The sequence below is a fragment of the Phascolarctobacterium faecium DSM 14760 genome (assembly GCF_003269275.1).
In the GTDB taxonomy this organism is placed as follows: domain Bacteria; phylum Bacillota; class Negativicutes; order Acidaminococcales; family Acidaminococcaceae; genus Phascolarctobacterium; species Phascolarctobacterium faecium.
This window is the reverse complement of sequence record NZ_QLTS01000001.1, coordinates 495,162-509,653: the sequence shown is the minus strand read 5'-3', so window position 1 is coordinate 509,653 and position 14,492 is coordinate 495,162. Positions and strand designations below refer to the sequence as shown.

Sequence of the window (14,492 nt, the reverse complement as noted above, 5' to 3'; positions counted from 1 at the left end):
TTAGAAAGAGGTTGAGTTTGATGATGATTGATAGAAGTACAAGTGCGACTTTGGACAGAATTTTTGATGAAATGTATAACCTTATTTCTGAGGCTAACCGTATACCTCTTACTGATAAGATCATTATCGAAGAGAGCGATTTGGCGGGTATCCTGGATGATTTGAAGGAAGCGATTCCCAAAGAAGTCAAAAGCGCTACCAGACTGCTTGAAGAACAAAAAGCAATCGTCACCAAAGCTCATGAAGAAGCTGACAATATTGTTTTGCAGGCTAAAACCGAAGCTGACCGTATTTTAGAATTGGCAAAATCCGAATCTGAAAGACTAATGCGTCAGGAGGAAATTTCCAAACAGGCAGAAGCCTTTGCTGAAGATGTAAAGAGTACTGCTTTGCGTAATCAGCAGGAAATGAAAGACGAAGCTGATGCTTATGTTGAGCGTGTAAAACACGATGTGTTGCAATATGCCGATGATATGCTTGGCTATTTGAGCGGTAGTCTGCAGTCCGCTTTGCAGGCTGTAAACGATAACCGCGCTTCCGTTAATGCTGAACGTGAAAGCGTTATGTCTTCACGCCCTCAGCGTGATATGGAACTTCTGGCGATGGAAGAGGAAGAAGACGAAGAATAAGCTTTTGAAAAAAAGTAAGCCTTCCGCTCAAGCGGAAGGCTTTTTGTTTTGTTGCTTTATTATTTTTGAATATAGATCGGAGAGACAGTATAATCGTTGTTGTATTGTGGTTGGTGGTTCTTTTGCAAAAGTGTCAGCAGATTAGTTGCCGCAATATCAACGGAAAGCTGCTGCTCGACTTTCTCTCCGTATTTTTCCAAGACGTTGCGGCCCAGTTTGATAATTACAGGCAGCTGAGCAGAATCCTGCATTTCTTTCAACAGTTCGCGGCCGCGGTCGTTAAAGGCCAGAACACGGATGTAAGCTGGGTCTTTGGCATTATCGAACATAGCGCGATACTGCTGCAGTAAAAGCTGCATCAGCAGTCTTCTGACACGTGAAGCGGGATAACGTTTGGTAACTGTGGCGCTGACTACGTCTTGGAATGTAGTGCAGGAAGCAGCTTCTGCCAGACGGTTTTCCAATCCTTCGCTGCATTGGCAGGCTGCGGCTATTTGGGCCGGTGTCAAAGAACGCAGCTTGTATAAAAGCAGATGGTTCAGAATTTTATCACTGATATCCATTCGGTGCTGAAGATCTGCCTCACGCAGCAGCTGGGCTGTAGTTGCCGGAACTGTGCTGAGCAGCGCTTCATCGATGCCATAGCCGCGATAATGCTCACGAATGGCTGTTGCGCCGGCAATAGGCCCGTTGATGGTTTTATCTTTATAGCCGCTGCCGCGGCGTTTAACGACGACAGGTTCGATCTCGTAACCGCCGTGCAGAAGCTGGCGGCAATATTCTAAAGCCAGGATATTGTTAGGATGTTCAGCAATCGTCAGCATGGAAGGGTCTTCCGCCAGCGTAAGCTCTAAAGACTTGGCATAACTGTGCCCTTCATCCAGATAATGATGCAGTGCATCCTGAAAAACAGGTTCGTTCAAAAATTCTGCGGTCAGCATCAGCTGCTGCGAATTGGCTGCTTCCGCACCAAAAGCAAGATGCGATACCATCCCGGTAGCAGCCAGTAATTTTACAGCTCCTGCAGCAAAAAATTCCGCACTGCGGCAGGTGAAAACTGTCGGCAGCTCTAAAACAAGGTCAACGCCGCCTAAAACGGCCATTCTGGCACGGGTCCATTTGTCAGTCAGGGCAGGCAAGCCGCGCTGTACAAGGCTGCCGCTCATAGCGGCAATGACAGGCCTGTTGCCGGCTATCCGCTTTGCTTCGCGCAGATGATGGGCGTGGCCGTTGTGGAAAGGATTATATTCTGCTACGATTCCTATTGCTTTGCTCATTCATATTCTCCCTCATTTATAATGTTTATACTAGCGATTATCATTTAAATAGTGTATACTATATGATATAATAAAACGTGCTATGAGCGCAAGCTAAATTTTGCACAAATGGAGGAAAACTGTGATTATTTTCGTTGTCAACTGCGGTAGCTCCTCAATTAAATATCAGCTTCTTAATATGAACGGCGAGCAGGTGCTGGCCAAAGGTCTGATCGAACGGATCGGTATGGAAGGTTCTGTTCTCAAACACACGCCTACGGGCAAATACACAGTAGATATCAGCGCCGAGATACCTGACCATTCCGTTGGCATCCAGATGGCGCTGGATGCTCTGACTAATGAAGAATATGGCGTTATTGACAGTATGGATGAAATCGATGCTGTTGGCCACCGTGTAGTGCACGGCGGCGAACGCTTTACCGATTCGGTACTGATCAGCGATGATGTTTTGAACGGGATCGAGGCCTGCGCTGAGATTGCGCCGCTGCACAATCCGCCGAACCTGTATGGTATCAAAGCCTGTATGCGCCTGATGTATAATACTCCTCAGGTAGCTGTTTTTGATACGGCGTTCCATCAGACTATGCCAAAGGTTGCCTATTTGTATGGCCTGCCTTACGAAATGTATGTCAAATACGGACTGCGCCGCTATGGCTTCCATGGAACTTCCCATAAATATGTAGCCCAGCAGGCGGCCGAAATGATGGGCGAGCATATGAGCGACCTGCGTTTTATTACCTGTCATTTGGGTAATGGCGCCAGCATTGCTGCGATCAAATATGGTAAATCCATTGATACCAGCATGGGGTACACACCGTTGGAAGGACTTGTCATGGGTACACGTTCCGGCGAGATCGACCCTGCTATCATTCCTTTTTTGATGGAAAAAGAAAATATGAATGCACAGCAGATCGACGATTATCTGAATCGTCGCAGCGGTATTTTAGGTATCTCAGGGCTATCCAGTGATTTCCGTGATCTGGAAAGTGCCGCTAACCGCGGTGATGAACGCAGTCAGCTTGCTATAGACATTTTTGCTTATAAGGTCAAAAAATATATTGGCGGTTATGTTGCTGCCATGGGTGGCGTTGATGCCATCATCTTTACAGCAGGTCTGGGTGAAAACTCTCCGTTTATGCGTGATAAGATCTGTAATGGTCTGGAATATCTTGGTACGCGTATTGATCCGGAACTTAACAAGCTGCGCGGTAAACAGATGGAAATCAGTATCAAAAGGGCGCGGGTCAAGATCTTTGTGATTCCCACGAATGAAGAACTGGTCATTGCCCGTGATACTCTGAATATCTGCCGCCGCATCATTAAATTATAATAAAAGTTACGCTTTTTTCTTGACAAAGATTTAGAGCATAGCTATAATTGATACGATTGGTGAAATATGATAAAGATAAATGTCGCAGAAATCAAGAAAAGACTGGTCGGTAAAAAAGACTTTTCCTATGAACTGAAACCAGCAGAATTGAACATTACCGAAGCGGATCTTCCGCTGACAGGAACGGTGACCGTAAAAGGCACGATATCCAATGCTGGTGATGTTTTGCTTTTGGAAGCTATGGTTGAAGCCATGGTCAACAGGACCTGCGGACGCTGCCTTAAAGCCTTTACAGGTAAGAGTACGGCTGAAGTATTGGAAAAATTCTATCCGGCAAGTGCTGAGAATATCGAAAATGATGCTTTTATTTATGAATCTGATATCGTCGATCTGACGGAACCGATTCGTGAAAGTCTCCTGCTGGCAGAGCCCCTTCAAGCTTTGTGCAGGATCGATTGTCAGGGCTTGTGTCCGGTCTGCGGCGCCGATAGAAATAAAGGCGACTGCGGCTGTGATACTACCACAGTCGATCCCAGGTTGGCGGCATTAAAGCAATTCATCAAAAATTAAATTCACATTCATTAGCTTGAGGAGGTGTATCAAAGATGGCAGTACCAAAGAGAAAAATGTCCAAAGCTCGCCGCGATTCCCGTCGTGCGAACTGGAAACTTACAGTTCCTGGCTTAGTCGAATGTCCGCAATGTCATGAGATGAAAATGCCGCATCGCGTTTGTCCCGAATGTGGTTATTACAACGGCAAACAAGTTATCGTTAAAGAACAATAATCTTGCAGCTTTAAATCCCCGTACCTTAACGGTACGGGGATTTTTGCTTTTTATTGGCTGGTACTAAAGTGATACAGGCAGAGTAAAAAAAGCTGTTTGAAAACCGTCGGGCATTTGATTGTGACTAACTTGTGAATTATTAGGAAAATTAAGCATGGAATTAAAATTTTTACTTGCTTTTTTTATTGTGAGCTTTTATAATACCTCTAGATATTAATAGTTGGTACTAAAGTCGGGTGATAAAATGAATTCTTCCAAAAAAATAATACGGCAGGAAAATCTGTCCAAGATGTTGGAACGCAATCCATTTTTGACAGACGAGCAGCTTGCTAAAGCACTTGAAGTCAGTATCCAGACAATCCGTTTGGATCGCCTGCGAATGAATATTCCGGAAGTACGTGAACGTACACGTCAGATGGCCGAAAATGCGCAGACAAAATTGAAAGCCATCGACAAAAAAGATATTGTCGGCGATCTTATTGATCTGGAATTGAATAAGATCGGTATTTCGATGCTGAAAATAACGCCGGAAATGGTGCTGGAAAAAACAGGCGTCGCACGCGGTTACTATATGTTTGCGATGGCCAATACCCTGGCTCTGGCTGTAGTCGATGCAGATGCGGCCTTGACAGGGGTGGGTAATGTTAAGTATAAAGTACCGGTCTATGCCGGTGCAACCTTAGTCGCTAAGGCGGAGGTGATCCGCCGTGAGCATGATAAATATGTTATCTGGGTCAAAGTTCGCAACAATAACGAAGAAGTGTTTCGTGCTAAATTCATTATTGTATCACTGCCCAACGAAAGGATCGAGAAATAGTGAAAATTGCGGTTGATGTGATGGGAACTGACTATGGACCTCAAGAACTGGTTTTGGGAGCTGTCCAGGCTGTCAGAGCGTATGACTGTGAAGTCGTTCTCGTAGGCGACTCCGAAATTATAAAAAAACTGCTGGAGGAATATAATGCTGCTGATGAACGAAAAATCACAGTACATCATTCCAGCGAAGTTATTAATATGGATGAACATCCAGGTATAGCAGTAAAAACTAAAAAAGATGCGTCTATCGTCGTTGCTACGAAGCTGCTGCGTGATAAAGAGTGTGATGCGCTGGTATCGTCCGGAAGCACAGGGGCGGCAGTAGCCGCAGCATTGTTTGGACTGGGACGCATCAGGGGCATCGAACGTCCGGCTATCGCGACTCCTATCCCAAGTCTTACCGGGACGACAGTAGTTTTAGACAGCGGTGCTAAAGTCGACGCCAAACCCGAACATATGGTGCAAAGTGCTATCATGGGCAGCGTTTATGCTGAGTTGATGCTGAAAATAAAAAATCCGCGCGTCGGGCTTTTGAATATCGGTGAAGAAGAAACAAAAGGTAACGAGCAGGCTCTTGCTACTTATCCTCTGCTCAAGGCTGAAGAACATATCAACTTTGTCGGTAATGTAGAAGGCCGTGACATTAACAAAGGCACTGTTGACGTAGTCGTCTGCGACGGGTTTGTCGGCAATGTAGTCCTGAAGTTTGCAGAAGGTCTTGCAAGTGCTATAATGAAGTTAATGAAAGAAGCTATTTTGAATGGCGGTTTTCTGGCCAAGCTGGGCGGACTTTTGATCAAACCGGCTATGAAGGGGCTTGCCAAGCGGCTTGATCCGGCTGAATACGGCGGTGCGCTGCTTTTGGGTGTCAAGGCACCTTTTATTATCTGCCATGGCAGCAGTAAAGCAAAGGCTATCAAAAATGCAATCGGCGTGGCTATAGATTTTGCTGAGCGTGATGTAGTTGAACATATTGCCGGCAATATCGTGAAATCAAGAAAAGGAAACGAGGAAATATAAATGGAAAAAGCAGTTGGTATTTTAGGTCTGGGCTGCTATGTGCCTGAAAAGGTGCTGACCAACCATGATCTTGAAAAAATAGTAGAAACCAGCGACGAGTGGATCGTTGAACGTACAGGCATTAAAAACAGGCATATTGCCGCTGAAGGCGAAGCTACATCCGATATGTCCGTTATTGCGGCAGAACGTGCTTTGGCTGACGCAGGCGTAAGCCCTGAAGAAATCGAACTGGTCATCGTGGCAACTGCTTCTGCTGACCATGCTTTTCCCTCTACCGCTTGTCTGGTACAGGACCGTATCGGCGCTAAAAATGCAGCCGCATTCGATCTGTCCGCAGGCTGCTCCGGCTTTGTTTACAGTCTGGGCGTAGCAAGCCAGATGGTAAAATCCGGTTTGTACAAAAAAGCGCTCATCATCGGTGCTGAAACTTTAAGCCGCATTATGAACTGGGAAGACCGCAATACCTGCGTTCTTTTTGGTGACGGTGCAGGAGCGGCGGTCATTGGTGAAGTCGAGGATGGTCTTGGTGTTTTGGGTATCGATCTCGGCAGCGACGGCAGCGGCGGTAAATATCTGTTCCAGCCGGCTGGAGGCAGCCGCAGACCGGCTTCTCACGAAACAGTAGATGCAAGAGAGCATTTTATCCATATGAACGGCAATGAAGTATTTAAATTTGCAATCCAGATCATGGGTAAAACGGCTAAACGAGCTTTAGCTAAAGCAGGTCTTGAACCGGCTGATGTCGATCTTCTGGTTCCGCATCAGGCTAATATCCGCATTATTAACAGTGCTGCTAAACGTTTGAAAATGCCAATGGAAAAAGTTTGGGTAAATGTCGATAAATACGGCAATACTTCCGCTGCTTCCATTCCCATTGCCCTGTGCGAGGCGCAGGAGCAGGGCGTACTTAAAAAAGGCGGTACAGTACTGTTGGTTGGTTTCGGTGCTGGCCTCACATGGTCTTCCATTGTGCTTAAATGGAGTAAATAAACCTGCAAGAACAATTGAGCAAAAGACGAAAGAGAGGTTTTCCCAATGAGCAAAATTGCATTTGTATTCCCGGGACAAGGTTCCCAAACTGTAGGTATGTGTAAAGATCTTTATGATAACTATACTTGCGCTCGCAAGGTTTTTGAAGCTGCTGACGAAGCTTTGGGTTTCTCCATCAGCGATATGTGTTTTAATGGTCCGGAAGATCAGCTGCGTCTGACCTTTAATACTCAACCGGCTATCCTGACTGCCAGCGTAGCCTGTGCTGAGGTGCTGAAAGAAAACGGACTGAGCTGCGAAGTTGCTGCTGGCCATAGCCTGGGTGAATATTCTGCTTTGGTTTTGGCAGGTGCTTTGGACTTTGCTGATGCTGTCCGTATCGTTCGTAAACGTGGCCAGTTCATGCAGGAAGCTGTTCCTGTTGGCGAAGGCAGCATGGCCGCTGTCTTAGGTCTTGAAAGCGATAAAATCATTGATATCTGCCGTACTGTTGAAGCTGAATGCGGTGAAGCTGTACAGGCAGTAAACTTCAACTGCCCTGGCCAGGTCGTTATTGCAGGCTCTGTAGGCGCAGTGGACAAAGCTTTGGCGGCGTTGAAAGAAGCCGGCGCCAAACGCGCTGTTCTTCTTCCCGTAAGCGCACCTTTCCACAGCACTCTTATGCAGCCGGCTTCCAAACGTCTGGCTGAAGTTTTTGAAACTATTACCTTCCACGACGCTAAGATTCCTGTCGTCGCTAATGTAACTGCAACTGAAGTTACCAAAGGAGAAGAAATCAAAGAATCTCTGATCCGTCAGGCTGCTATGCCTGTACTTTGGGAAACCTCTGTCAACCATATGATCGCAGGCGGCGTCGATACTTTTGTCGAAGTCGGCCCAGGCAAGGTTCTGTCCGGTTTTACTAAAAAAATTGCCAAGGGTATGGCTGCTTTGAACGTCGAAGATGAAGCAAGCCTTGAAAAAACACTTGCTTATTTTAAGGAGGTTCGTTAAAATGCAGTTAGAAGGTAAAATCGCACTGGTTACAGGTGCTTCCCGCGGTATCGGTAAAGCTATCGCAGTGGCGCTGGCTGCTGCAGGAGCTGATGTCGCTGTCAATTATGCCGGTAACAAAGCTGCTGCTGAAGCAGTGGCTGCTGAAATCGAAGCTATGGGACGCAAAGTTCTGCTGCTGCAGGGTGACGTTGCCCAGCTTGAAGTCTGCACTGAAATGATCGATGCCGTTATCAAAGAATTCGGCCGTATCGACATTTTAGTCAATAATGCAGGCATCACTCGTGACAATCTACTGATGCGTATGAAGGAAGAAGATTGGGACGCAGTGCTGAACACTAACCTCAAAGGTGTTTTCAACTGCACTAAAGCAGCTGTCAAATACATGATGAAACAAAGAGCGGGCCGTATCGTCAACATCACCTCTGTCGTAGGTGTAATGGGCAATGCCGGTCAGGCCAACTATGCTGCAGCAAAAGCAGGCTGCATAGGTTTCACCAAATCTGTAGCTAAAGAAGTTGCAGCCCGTGGGATCACTGTTAACGGTGTTGCACCTGGTTTTATCAAAACTGATATGACCAGCGTTTTACCAGAAAAAGTAGTAGCCGATATGGAAGCCGGTATCCCGCTGGCGCGTCTTGGCGAACCTGAAGATATTGCCAAGGCAGTATTGTTCCTTGTAAGTGACGATGCTGCTTACATAACCGGTCAGACTTTACATGTTGACGGTGGTATGGTAATGTAATTATGCAATTCTTAAAAAAAGACCTTTGGAAGGAGGTGAATCGTAAATGAGCACTTTCGAAAAAGTAAGAGACATTACTGTCGAGCAATTGAGCGTTGACGCTGATGAAGTAAAGATGGAATCATCCTTCATCGATGATCTGGGCGCTGACTCCCTCGACATCGTTGAATTAATCATGGCTTTCGAAGAGGAATTTGAAGTTGAAATCCCTGACGAAAAAGCTGAAAAAATCCGCACCGTGGCTGATGCAGTCAAAATGTTGGATGAAGAAAAATAATCTTTTAGCAGCTCAAGGGAAAGCTCTTAGGAGCTTTCCCTGACAGTTGCAGTAGTCCTGAAATGGGGGATATTTGTTGAAACTACCAGTACTTAAAATAGGTGATTTGACAGCCGAAGTACCGATCATACAAGGCGGAATGGCTATCAGACTGTCTACCGCGCGTTTGGCGGCAGCCGTTGCGCAGGAAGGCGGAATAGGACTCATCGCAGCGTCCGGCATGGCGTTTGACGAGCTGCGTAAAGAGATCCGGCTGGCCAGAAAGCTTACCGGCGGGAAAGGCATCATCGGCATTAATGCCATGGTTGCGGCCCGCGAATTTCTTGGGCTAATTACCACTGCTGCCGAAGAAAAAATTGACCTGATCGTTGCCGGTGCCGGTTTTTCAAGAGATATTTTCGCCGTGGGGCGTGAACATAACGTAGCCGTAGTGCCCATCGTTTCCTCTGTCAAACTAGCTAAAATATCTGAAAAGCTCGGTGCAGCCGCTATTGTAGTGGAAGGAACAGAGGCGGGAGGACATCTTGGGACTCAACAGTCCATCAAAGATATTCTGCCTGACATTGTCAAGGCGGTCAATATTCCGGTTATCGCCGCCGGCGGAGCTACTGACGGCGCAGCTGTAGCGGAGCTTCTTAAATTAGGTGCCAGCGGTGTGCAGATGGGCAGTCGTTTTGCCGCCAGCGAAGAATCCAACGGTGCTCCGGCGCTGAAAGAATTATATCTCAAAATGACCAAAGAGGACGTTGTACAGATCGACAGTCCCGTTGGCTATAAAGGCAGGGCGATCCTTAATCCTTTTGCCAAACAGGTTCTGGAAGGTACGCAGCCGCGTCCCCGCACCTGTGATAACTGCCTTAAACAATGCTCCCGCAGCTTCTGCATCATCCGCGCGCTCACCAGAGCTCAGCAGGGCGATGTTGAAACCGGCCTTGTTTTTACAGGTGCCAATATGTGGAAGATCAAAGAAATTTTACCCGTGAAAGAAATTTTCAGAAGACTGAAAGAAGAAATAGCAAAAATTTAATTTGAGGTGATTTATTTTGAAAAGACGAGTCGTTATTACCGGTGTTGGCCCGATTACTCCAATCGGCATCGGCAAAGATGAATTTTGGGGCAATCTGATCGCTGGTAAATCCGGTATCGGTCTCATTACCCAGTTTGATGCTTCTGATCCTGGCTTCACCACTAAAATTGCAGGCGAAGTTAAAGATTTTGATTTCGCTAACTATGGCGATAAAAAAGAAGGCAAACGTATGGATCGTGTGACCCAGTTTGCTGTAGCGGCTGCTAAACTGGCAGTGGAAGATGCTGAACTCGATCTGGAAAAAATTGATCCCGTTCGTGCCGGCGTTTGCGTTGGCAGCGGCATTGGCGGCATCCATACCTTCCTCGAGCAGTCTTTAAAATATGGCGAAAAAGGTCCAGGCAAAATCAGTCCCTTCTTCATTCCGATGGAGATCCCGAATATGCCTGCCGGCCAGATTTCTATTGCTTTAGGCTTTAAAGGCCCTAATACCGCTATCATCACAGCTTGTGCTACCGGCACTAACTGTATCGGCGACGCTCTGCGCACTATTCAATATGGCGATGCCGATATTATGATCGCAGGCGGCACAGAAGCTGCTGTTTCTCCTGTTGCTATAGCAGGCTTCGGTAACATGAAAGCTCTTTCCACCAACAACGAACATCCTGAAAAGGCTTCCTGTCCGTTCGATAAAAAACGCGACGGTTTTGTTATGGGTGAAGGTGCCGGCGTAGTAGTTATGGAAGAGCTGGAACATGCTTTGGCACGTGGAGCTCATATCTATGCTGAAGTAGTAGGCTTTGGCATGAATGCCGACGCTTATCACATCACTGCTCCTGATCCGAGCGGTGAAATGCCTGCCCTGTGCATGCAGCAGGCTATCGACGATGCTGGTATGAAACCGGAAGACGTTGATTACATCAACGCTCATGGTACTTCTACCCATCGTAATGATTTGAATGAGACTTTAGCTGCTAAAAAGGTTTTTGGCGATCATGCTTATAAAATGACTATCAGCTCGAACAAATCCATGACAGGACATTTGCTGGGCGCTGCAGGCGGCGTAGAAGCAATTGCTACCGTCATGACCATTGAGAATGGTATTATCCCTCCGACGATCAACTATGAAGACCCTGATTTAGAAGAAGGTCTGGACCTCGACTATGTTCCTAACGTAGCCCGTAAAGCAGAAGTAAGAGCGGCTCTGTCCAATAACTTCGGCTTTGGCGGCCATAATGCCACCATTCTCTTCAAAAAATATCAAGCTTAATTGAGAATAGAGTGATTTAAATGCAAGACACGCGCAAAGAGCAGCTGCTGAAGTTCTGTCAAAGCCTTGGCATCGAAATGCACAAGCTGGAACTTCTAAACAGCGCTCTGACGCATACATCATACGCTCACGAATCTAAAGAATTACCGCGTCCGGAACATAACGAACGCGTAGAATTTTTAGGCGACTCCGTGCTCAGCGTTATCGTCAGTACATATATGTACTGCACTTTCCCCAACCTTAACGAAGGAGAACTTACCAAGCTCAGGGCCCATATCGTCTGCGAAGCATCGCTGGCTGAATATGCCCGTAAAATAAATCTTGGTGATTACCTGCTTTTAGGAAAGGGAGAAGGTTTGTCGGGAGGACGCGAACGCGCTTCTATCCTGGCCGACGCTTTTGAATCTGTACTTGGGGCTTATTATTTAGACCAGGGTATGGAAGCAGCCCGTGTATTTTTACTGGGGTTAATGAAAGCCGAGCTGGATTTTATCTGTACGCACGGCATTTGCAGTGATTTTAAAACAAGGCTGCAGGAAGTTGCGCAGCAGGATGGCGATGTTGATATCGTCTATGAGCTGATCGGTTCCAAAGGTCCTGAACACAACAAACATTTTGCCACCATTGTTTCCGTTAACGGTAAACATATCGGTTCAGGCGAAGGCAGGACGAAAAAGGAAGCGGAACAGCAGGCTGCTAAAAGCGCTCTTGAAAAAATGGGCGCGCCTTTGACAGGCTTTCCTAAATAAAAGAAAACCCTTGCCGGTTTACCGGCAAGGGTTTTCTTTGTCTGCTGTTCAGCTCAGTGTGAAGGTCCATACAGGTTCAGCAGAACTACGCCGCTGACGACCAAAGCCATACCGACGGCGCCGATGGCGTTGATGCTTTCGTGAAAGACCAGCATTGAAATGATGGCTGCGGCAACGACACCGATACCTGCCCAGGTTGCATACGCAATGTTCAAATCAATAAACTGCAGTGAACGGGACAGAAAATAAAAAGCGCCTGTGTAAGCTGCAACTACTACCAGCGAAGGTGACAGCTTAGTAAAGCCCAGTGTGTATTTCAAAAATGTTGTGCCCAGTAATTCCAAAACAATAGCTAAACCTAAATATACAAATCCCATGATATCCTCCTAATCATCTATGGCGTCACGTAAAGCCTTCATCCAGGCAAAGCCGCCTTCCAGCAGTGCGTTGCGCTGGGCGTCGGTCATATTACGCAGCGCCCGTTCTTCAAAATCATCCATTTTTTGTAAAAGCCCGTCGGCATAAGCAGCACCCTGACTGGTAAAAACCAACAGCTTGACGCGTTTATCAGTAGGGCTGATTATTTTTTCGACGAAGCCTTTGTCTTCCAATCCGGACAGAATACTGTTGACCGTCTGTTTGGGCAGCATCAGTTTTTCGCAGATCAGATGCTGGGTACAGTCATTTGGAAATTCCTTCAGCAAATACAGGGTCAGTAGTAAATTGTTATTGAGTCCGTGTGATTTGGCCCAGCGTTCATAGACGGCGTTTGTGCCGAACCAAAGGTCGTAGTAGCCGTGGCGTATCCGTTGCAGATCTTTATGCATAAGCGCCCTCCTTTTTTAATAAAGTCCGAAATCGGACTAATTGAATTATAACAACATTTTCTAAAAAAGGCAAGTAAAATTTTGTGAATGACACCAGGGCGGATGGCGGGCATTGACCGGGAGCGGTGATACGGGTATAATGCAATTATCAAGCATGTTGATAAAAATGCAGGCGCACTAATAAGCCGCATTATAATAAACGTTTAATGCAAGGAGGCAGGGCAGTGGCAATCATACCTGTGTTTATACCGCATGCGGGCTGTCCGCACCAGTGCGTGTTCTGTAATCAAAAAACTATCAGCGGTCAGCAGACTGCGTCGTCGAGAGACGTAGAGCAGCAGCTCGAACGCTATCTGCAATGGATCAAACCGGGCCCTTCCAACGAAGCGGCTTTTTACGGTGGCTCGTTTACAGGTTTGCCGGCCGACTTGCAGACAGAACTTTTCCGACCTGTAGATAAACTTTTGGCGGAAGGTGTTATTGGCAGTGTTCGCTTATCTACCCGACCAGATTATATTGATGCCGCCCGGTTAGAGCTGCTGCAGGCACACGGCGTAAAAACGGTAGAACTGGGTGTGCAGTCGCTGGACGATAATGTTCTGGCAGCGGCAGAGCGGGGGCATCAGGCTACCGATGTTTATAAGGCTGTTTCTTTGCTGAAACAGTATGGCTTTGAGATCGGTCTGCAGTTAATGGTAGGTATGCCTGGTCAAAACTTTGACAGCGTCAAAGCTACGGTTGAGCAGGTGCTCAGGCTCGGTCCTTCTTTTGCCCGTATTTATCCCTTGCTGGTAATAAAAGGCACGCCGCTTGAGCATATTTACGAACGTGGTGAATTTGAGCCTCTGACACTGGAAGCAGCAGTTGAGCAAAGTGCTTATGTATACAGCAAATTAACCCTGGCGGGGATAAAAGTCATTCGTGTTGGCTTGCAGTCCGATGAAGAGTTGTGCAGTGAAGGTAATATTGTTGCTGGACCGTTCCACCCATCTTTTGGTGAACTTGTGCAAAGCTTTTTGCTCTATGCCGAACTGACTCCGCAGCTGCAGAGGCTGCTTTGCCAAGGCGCGGGAAACATAGTAATAAACTGCCCGAGCAAGCTGGAATCAAAGCTGCGCGGGCTGAAAAACAATAATCTGCGGCGCTGGCAGCAGCTTGCAGGACCGGTTCCTGTAAATATCAAGGCCAGGCCTGATGCAGAACTTATTATGATAAGCTGGAGGTTGGACGATGAGTGAATGTCAGAGCTTTGACCCGGTCGCTGATACAGACAGCAGGCTGCTCATTCTCGGTTCCATGCCCGGTATTCGTTCCTTGCAGATGCAGCAGTATTACGGACATCCGCAGAATCGTTTTTGGCCGTTGGTGACGATGCTTTTAGGCTATGCTGAGGTTCCTTTGGATTATGCGGATAAAAAGCAGATGCTTTTAGATAACCGTATAGCTCTTTGGGACGTACTGGGTTACTGCGAACGTGAAGGCAGTCTTGATTCGGATATTACCTGCGAGCAGCCTAACGATCTGGCCGGATTTTTGCAGAATCATCCGCAGATACATACTATCTGCTGTAATGGAGGCAAAGCTGCCGCCGCCTTTAAAAAATATACCAGACAGCTCGATTTGCAGAGGATTACTGTGCATTTCCTGCCTTCTACCAGCCCTGCTAATGCCCGCTGGAGCCTGACTAAGCTTTTGGAAGCGTGGCAGGTTATCAATACCGGCCGTTAAAAAATAAAAAAGCCTTGAATACTTTTTGT

The 14,492-nt window shown here is 46.9% G+C and carries 18 protein-coding genes; 15 read left to right on the top strand and 3 right to left on the bottom strand.

Going from position 1 to position 14,492, the window contains the following annotated elements; genetic code table 11:
* The first annotated feature begins 20 nt into the window (after positions 1–20).
* On the top strand, positions 21–629 hold the full coding sequence (locus C8D73_RS02440) for an ATP synthase subunit B family protein (protein ID WP_021717224.1): 609 nt from the start codon (positions 21–23) through the stop codon (positions 627–629).
* A 59-nt stretch (positions 630–688) separates the two neighbouring features.
* On the opposite strand, the gene C8D73_RS02435 is transcribed toward C8D73_RS02440, so the two are convergent.
* On the bottom strand, positions 689–1,906 hold the full coding sequence (locus C8D73_RS02435) for a tRNA(Met) cytidine acetate ligase (protein WP_021717225.1): 1,218 nt from the start codon (positions 1,904–1,906) through the stop codon (positions 689–691).
* Positions 1,907–2,027: 121 nt separating this feature from the next.
* On the opposite strand from C8D73_RS02435, the gene C8D73_RS02430 reads away from it, so the two are divergent.
* From C8D73_RS02430 to rnc, 12 genes are all read left to right on the top strand, one after another.
* Complete coding sequence (locus tag C8D73_RS02430; RefSeq protein WP_021717226.1) at positions 2,028–3,236, top strand: acetate/propionate family kinase; 1,209 nt, start codon at positions 2,028–2,030, stop codon at positions 3,234–3,236.
* Between the two features lie 66 nt (positions 3,237–3,302).
* Positions 3,303–3,806 carry a YceD family protein gene (locus tag C8D73_RS02425; protein WP_021717227.1) on the top strand — a complete coding sequence of 168 codons (504 nt, stop codon included), beginning with the start codon at positions 3,303–3,305 and terminating at the stop codon, positions 3,804–3,806.
* A gap of 35 nt (positions 3,807–3,841) precedes the next feature.
* Complete coding sequence (rpmF, locus tag C8D73_RS02420) at positions 3,842–4,021, top strand: 50S ribosomal protein L32 (protein WP_021717228.1); 180 nt, start codon at positions 3,842–3,844, stop codon at positions 4,019–4,021.
* 244 nt (positions 4,022–4,265) lie between these two features.
* Positions 4,266–4,838, top strand: a complete 573-nt coding sequence (gene fapR / locus C8D73_RS02415) for a transcription factor FapR (protein ID WP_113077196.1) — start codon at positions 4,266–4,268, stop codon at positions 4,836–4,838.
* A complete protein-coding gene (plsX, locus tag C8D73_RS02410; protein ID WP_113077195.1) occupies positions 4,838–5,857 on the top strand; it encodes a phosphate acyltransferase PlsX in 1,020 nt (339 codons plus the stop codon). Before fapR ends, plsX begins: the two co-directional genes overlap by 1 nt.
* Positions 5,858–6,847, top strand: a complete 990-nt coding sequence (locus C8D73_RS02405; RefSeq protein ID WP_021717231.1) for a beta-ketoacyl-ACP synthase III — start codon at positions 5,858–5,860, stop codon at positions 6,845–6,847.
* Between the two features lie 45 nt (positions 6,848–6,892).
* Positions 6,893–7,840 (top strand): ACP S-malonyltransferase, encoded by a 948-nt coding sequence (fabD, locus tag C8D73_RS02400; RefSeq protein ID WP_113077194.1) that lies wholly within the window; start codon positions 6,893–6,895, stop codon positions 7,838–7,840.
* A gap of 1 nt (position 7,841) precedes the next feature.
* Positions 7,842–8,585: a 3-oxoacyl-[acyl-carrier-protein] reductase gene (fabG, locus tag C8D73_RS02395; RefSeq protein ID WP_113077193.1), complete on the top strand. Its 744-nt coding sequence runs from the start codon at positions 7,842–7,844 to the stop codon at positions 8,583–8,585.
* A gap of 46 nt (positions 8,586–8,631) precedes the next feature.
* On the top strand, positions 8,632–8,862 hold the full coding sequence (locus tag C8D73_RS02390; protein WP_021717234.1) for an acyl carrier protein: 231 nt from the start codon (positions 8,632–8,634) through the stop codon (positions 8,860–8,862).
* A 76-nt stretch (positions 8,863–8,938) separates the two neighbouring features.
* Entirely contained in the window at positions 8,939–9,889 is a 951-nt protein-coding gene (locus C8D73_RS02385) for an NAD(P)H-dependent flavin oxidoreductase (protein WP_021717235.1), read from the top strand.
* A gap of 16 nt (positions 9,890–9,905) precedes the next feature.
* Entirely contained in the window at positions 9,906–11,159 is a 1,254-nt protein-coding gene (fabF, locus tag C8D73_RS02380; RefSeq protein ID WP_113077192.1) for a beta-ketoacyl-ACP synthase II, read from the top strand.
* A gap of 20 nt (positions 11,160–11,179) precedes the next feature.
* On the top strand, positions 11,180–11,908 hold the full coding sequence (gene rnc / locus C8D73_RS02375) for a ribonuclease III (RefSeq protein ID WP_021717237.1): 729 nt from the start codon (positions 11,180–11,182) through the stop codon (positions 11,906–11,908).
* A 53-nt stretch (positions 11,909–11,961) separates the two neighbouring features.
* Here the strand turns inward: rnc and C8D73_RS02370 are convergent, their stop codons facing one another.
* Positions 11,962–12,285, bottom strand: coding sequence for a DMT family transporter (locus tag C8D73_RS02370; protein WP_021717238.1), 324 nt, complete (start codon positions 12,283–12,285; stop codon positions 11,962–11,964).
* Between the two features lie 9 nt (positions 12,286–12,294).
* Positions 12,295–12,735 (bottom strand): MarR family winged helix-turn-helix transcriptional regulator, encoded by a 441-nt coding sequence (locus C8D73_RS02365; RefSeq protein WP_113077190.1) that lies wholly within the window; start codon positions 12,733–12,735, stop codon positions 12,295–12,297.
* 224 nt (positions 12,736–12,959) lie between these two features.
* Between C8D73_RS02365 and C8D73_RS02360 the strand changes: the two genes are divergently transcribed.
* Positions 12,960–13,973, top strand: coding sequence for an elongator complex protein 3 (locus tag C8D73_RS02360; RefSeq protein ID WP_113077189.1), 1,014 nt, complete (start codon positions 12,960–12,962; stop codon positions 13,971–13,973).
* The gene (locus C8D73_RS02355) at positions 13,966–14,463 is read left to right on the top strand and encodes a DNA-deoxyinosine glycosylase (protein WP_113077188.1); all 498 of its coding nucleotides are present in this window, start codon (positions 13,966–13,968) and stop codon (positions 14,461–14,463) included. Before C8D73_RS02360 ends, C8D73_RS02355 begins: the two co-directional genes overlap by 8 nt.
* Positions 14,464–14,492 lie beyond the last annotated feature (29 nt).

Bases quoted from the DNA above. Each gene is read 5' to 3' on its own strand.
- rnc (WP_021717237.1), top strand. From the start codon at position 11,180: ATGCAAGACACGCGCAAAGAGCAGCTGCTGAAGTTCTGTCAAAGCCTT.
- C8D73_RS02390 (WP_021717234.1), top strand. From the start codon at position 8,632: ATGAGCACTTTCGAAAAAGTAAGAGACATTACTGTCGAGCAATTGAGC.
- C8D73_RS02405 (WP_021717231.1), top strand. From the start codon at position 5,858: ATGGAAAAAGCAGTTGGTATTTTAGGTCTGGGCTGCTATGTGCCTGAA.
- C8D73_RS02440 (WP_021717224.1), top strand. From the start codon at position 21: ATGATGATTGATAGAAGTACAAGTGCGACTTTGGACAGAATTTTTGAT.
- rpmF (WP_021717228.1), top strand. From the start codon at position 3,842: ATGGCAGTACCAAAGAGAAAAATGTCCAAAGCTCGCCGCGATTCCCGT.
- fapR (WP_113077196.1), top strand. From the start codon at position 4,266: ATGAATTCTTCCAAAAAAATAATACGGCAGGAAAATCTGTCCAAGATG.
- C8D73_RS02425 (WP_021717227.1), top strand. From the start codon at position 3,303: ATGATAAAGATAAATGTCGCAGAAATCAAGAAAAGACTGGTCGGTAAA.
- fabG (WP_113077193.1), top strand. From the start codon at position 7,842: ATGCAGTTAGAAGGTAAAATCGCACTGGTTACAGGTGCTTCCCGCGGT.
- C8D73_RS02355 (WP_113077188.1), top strand. From the start codon at position 13,966: ATGAGTGAATGTCAGAGCTTTGACCCGGTCGCTGATACAGACAGCAGG.
- C8D73_RS02370 (WP_021717238.1), bottom strand. From the start codon at position 12,285: ATGGGATTTGTATATTTAGGTTTAGCTATTGTTTTGGAATTACTGGGC.
- fabD (WP_113077194.1), top strand. From the start codon at position 6,893: ATGAGCAAAATTGCATTTGTATTCCCGGGACAAGGTTCCCAAACTGTA.
- C8D73_RS02435 (WP_021717225.1), bottom strand. From the start codon at position 1,906: ATGAGCAAAGCAATAGGAATCGTAGCAGAATATAATCCTTTCCACAAC.
- C8D73_RS02365 (WP_113077190.1), bottom strand. From the start codon at position 12,735: ATGCATAAAGATCTGCAACGGATACGCCACGGCTACTACGACCTTTGG.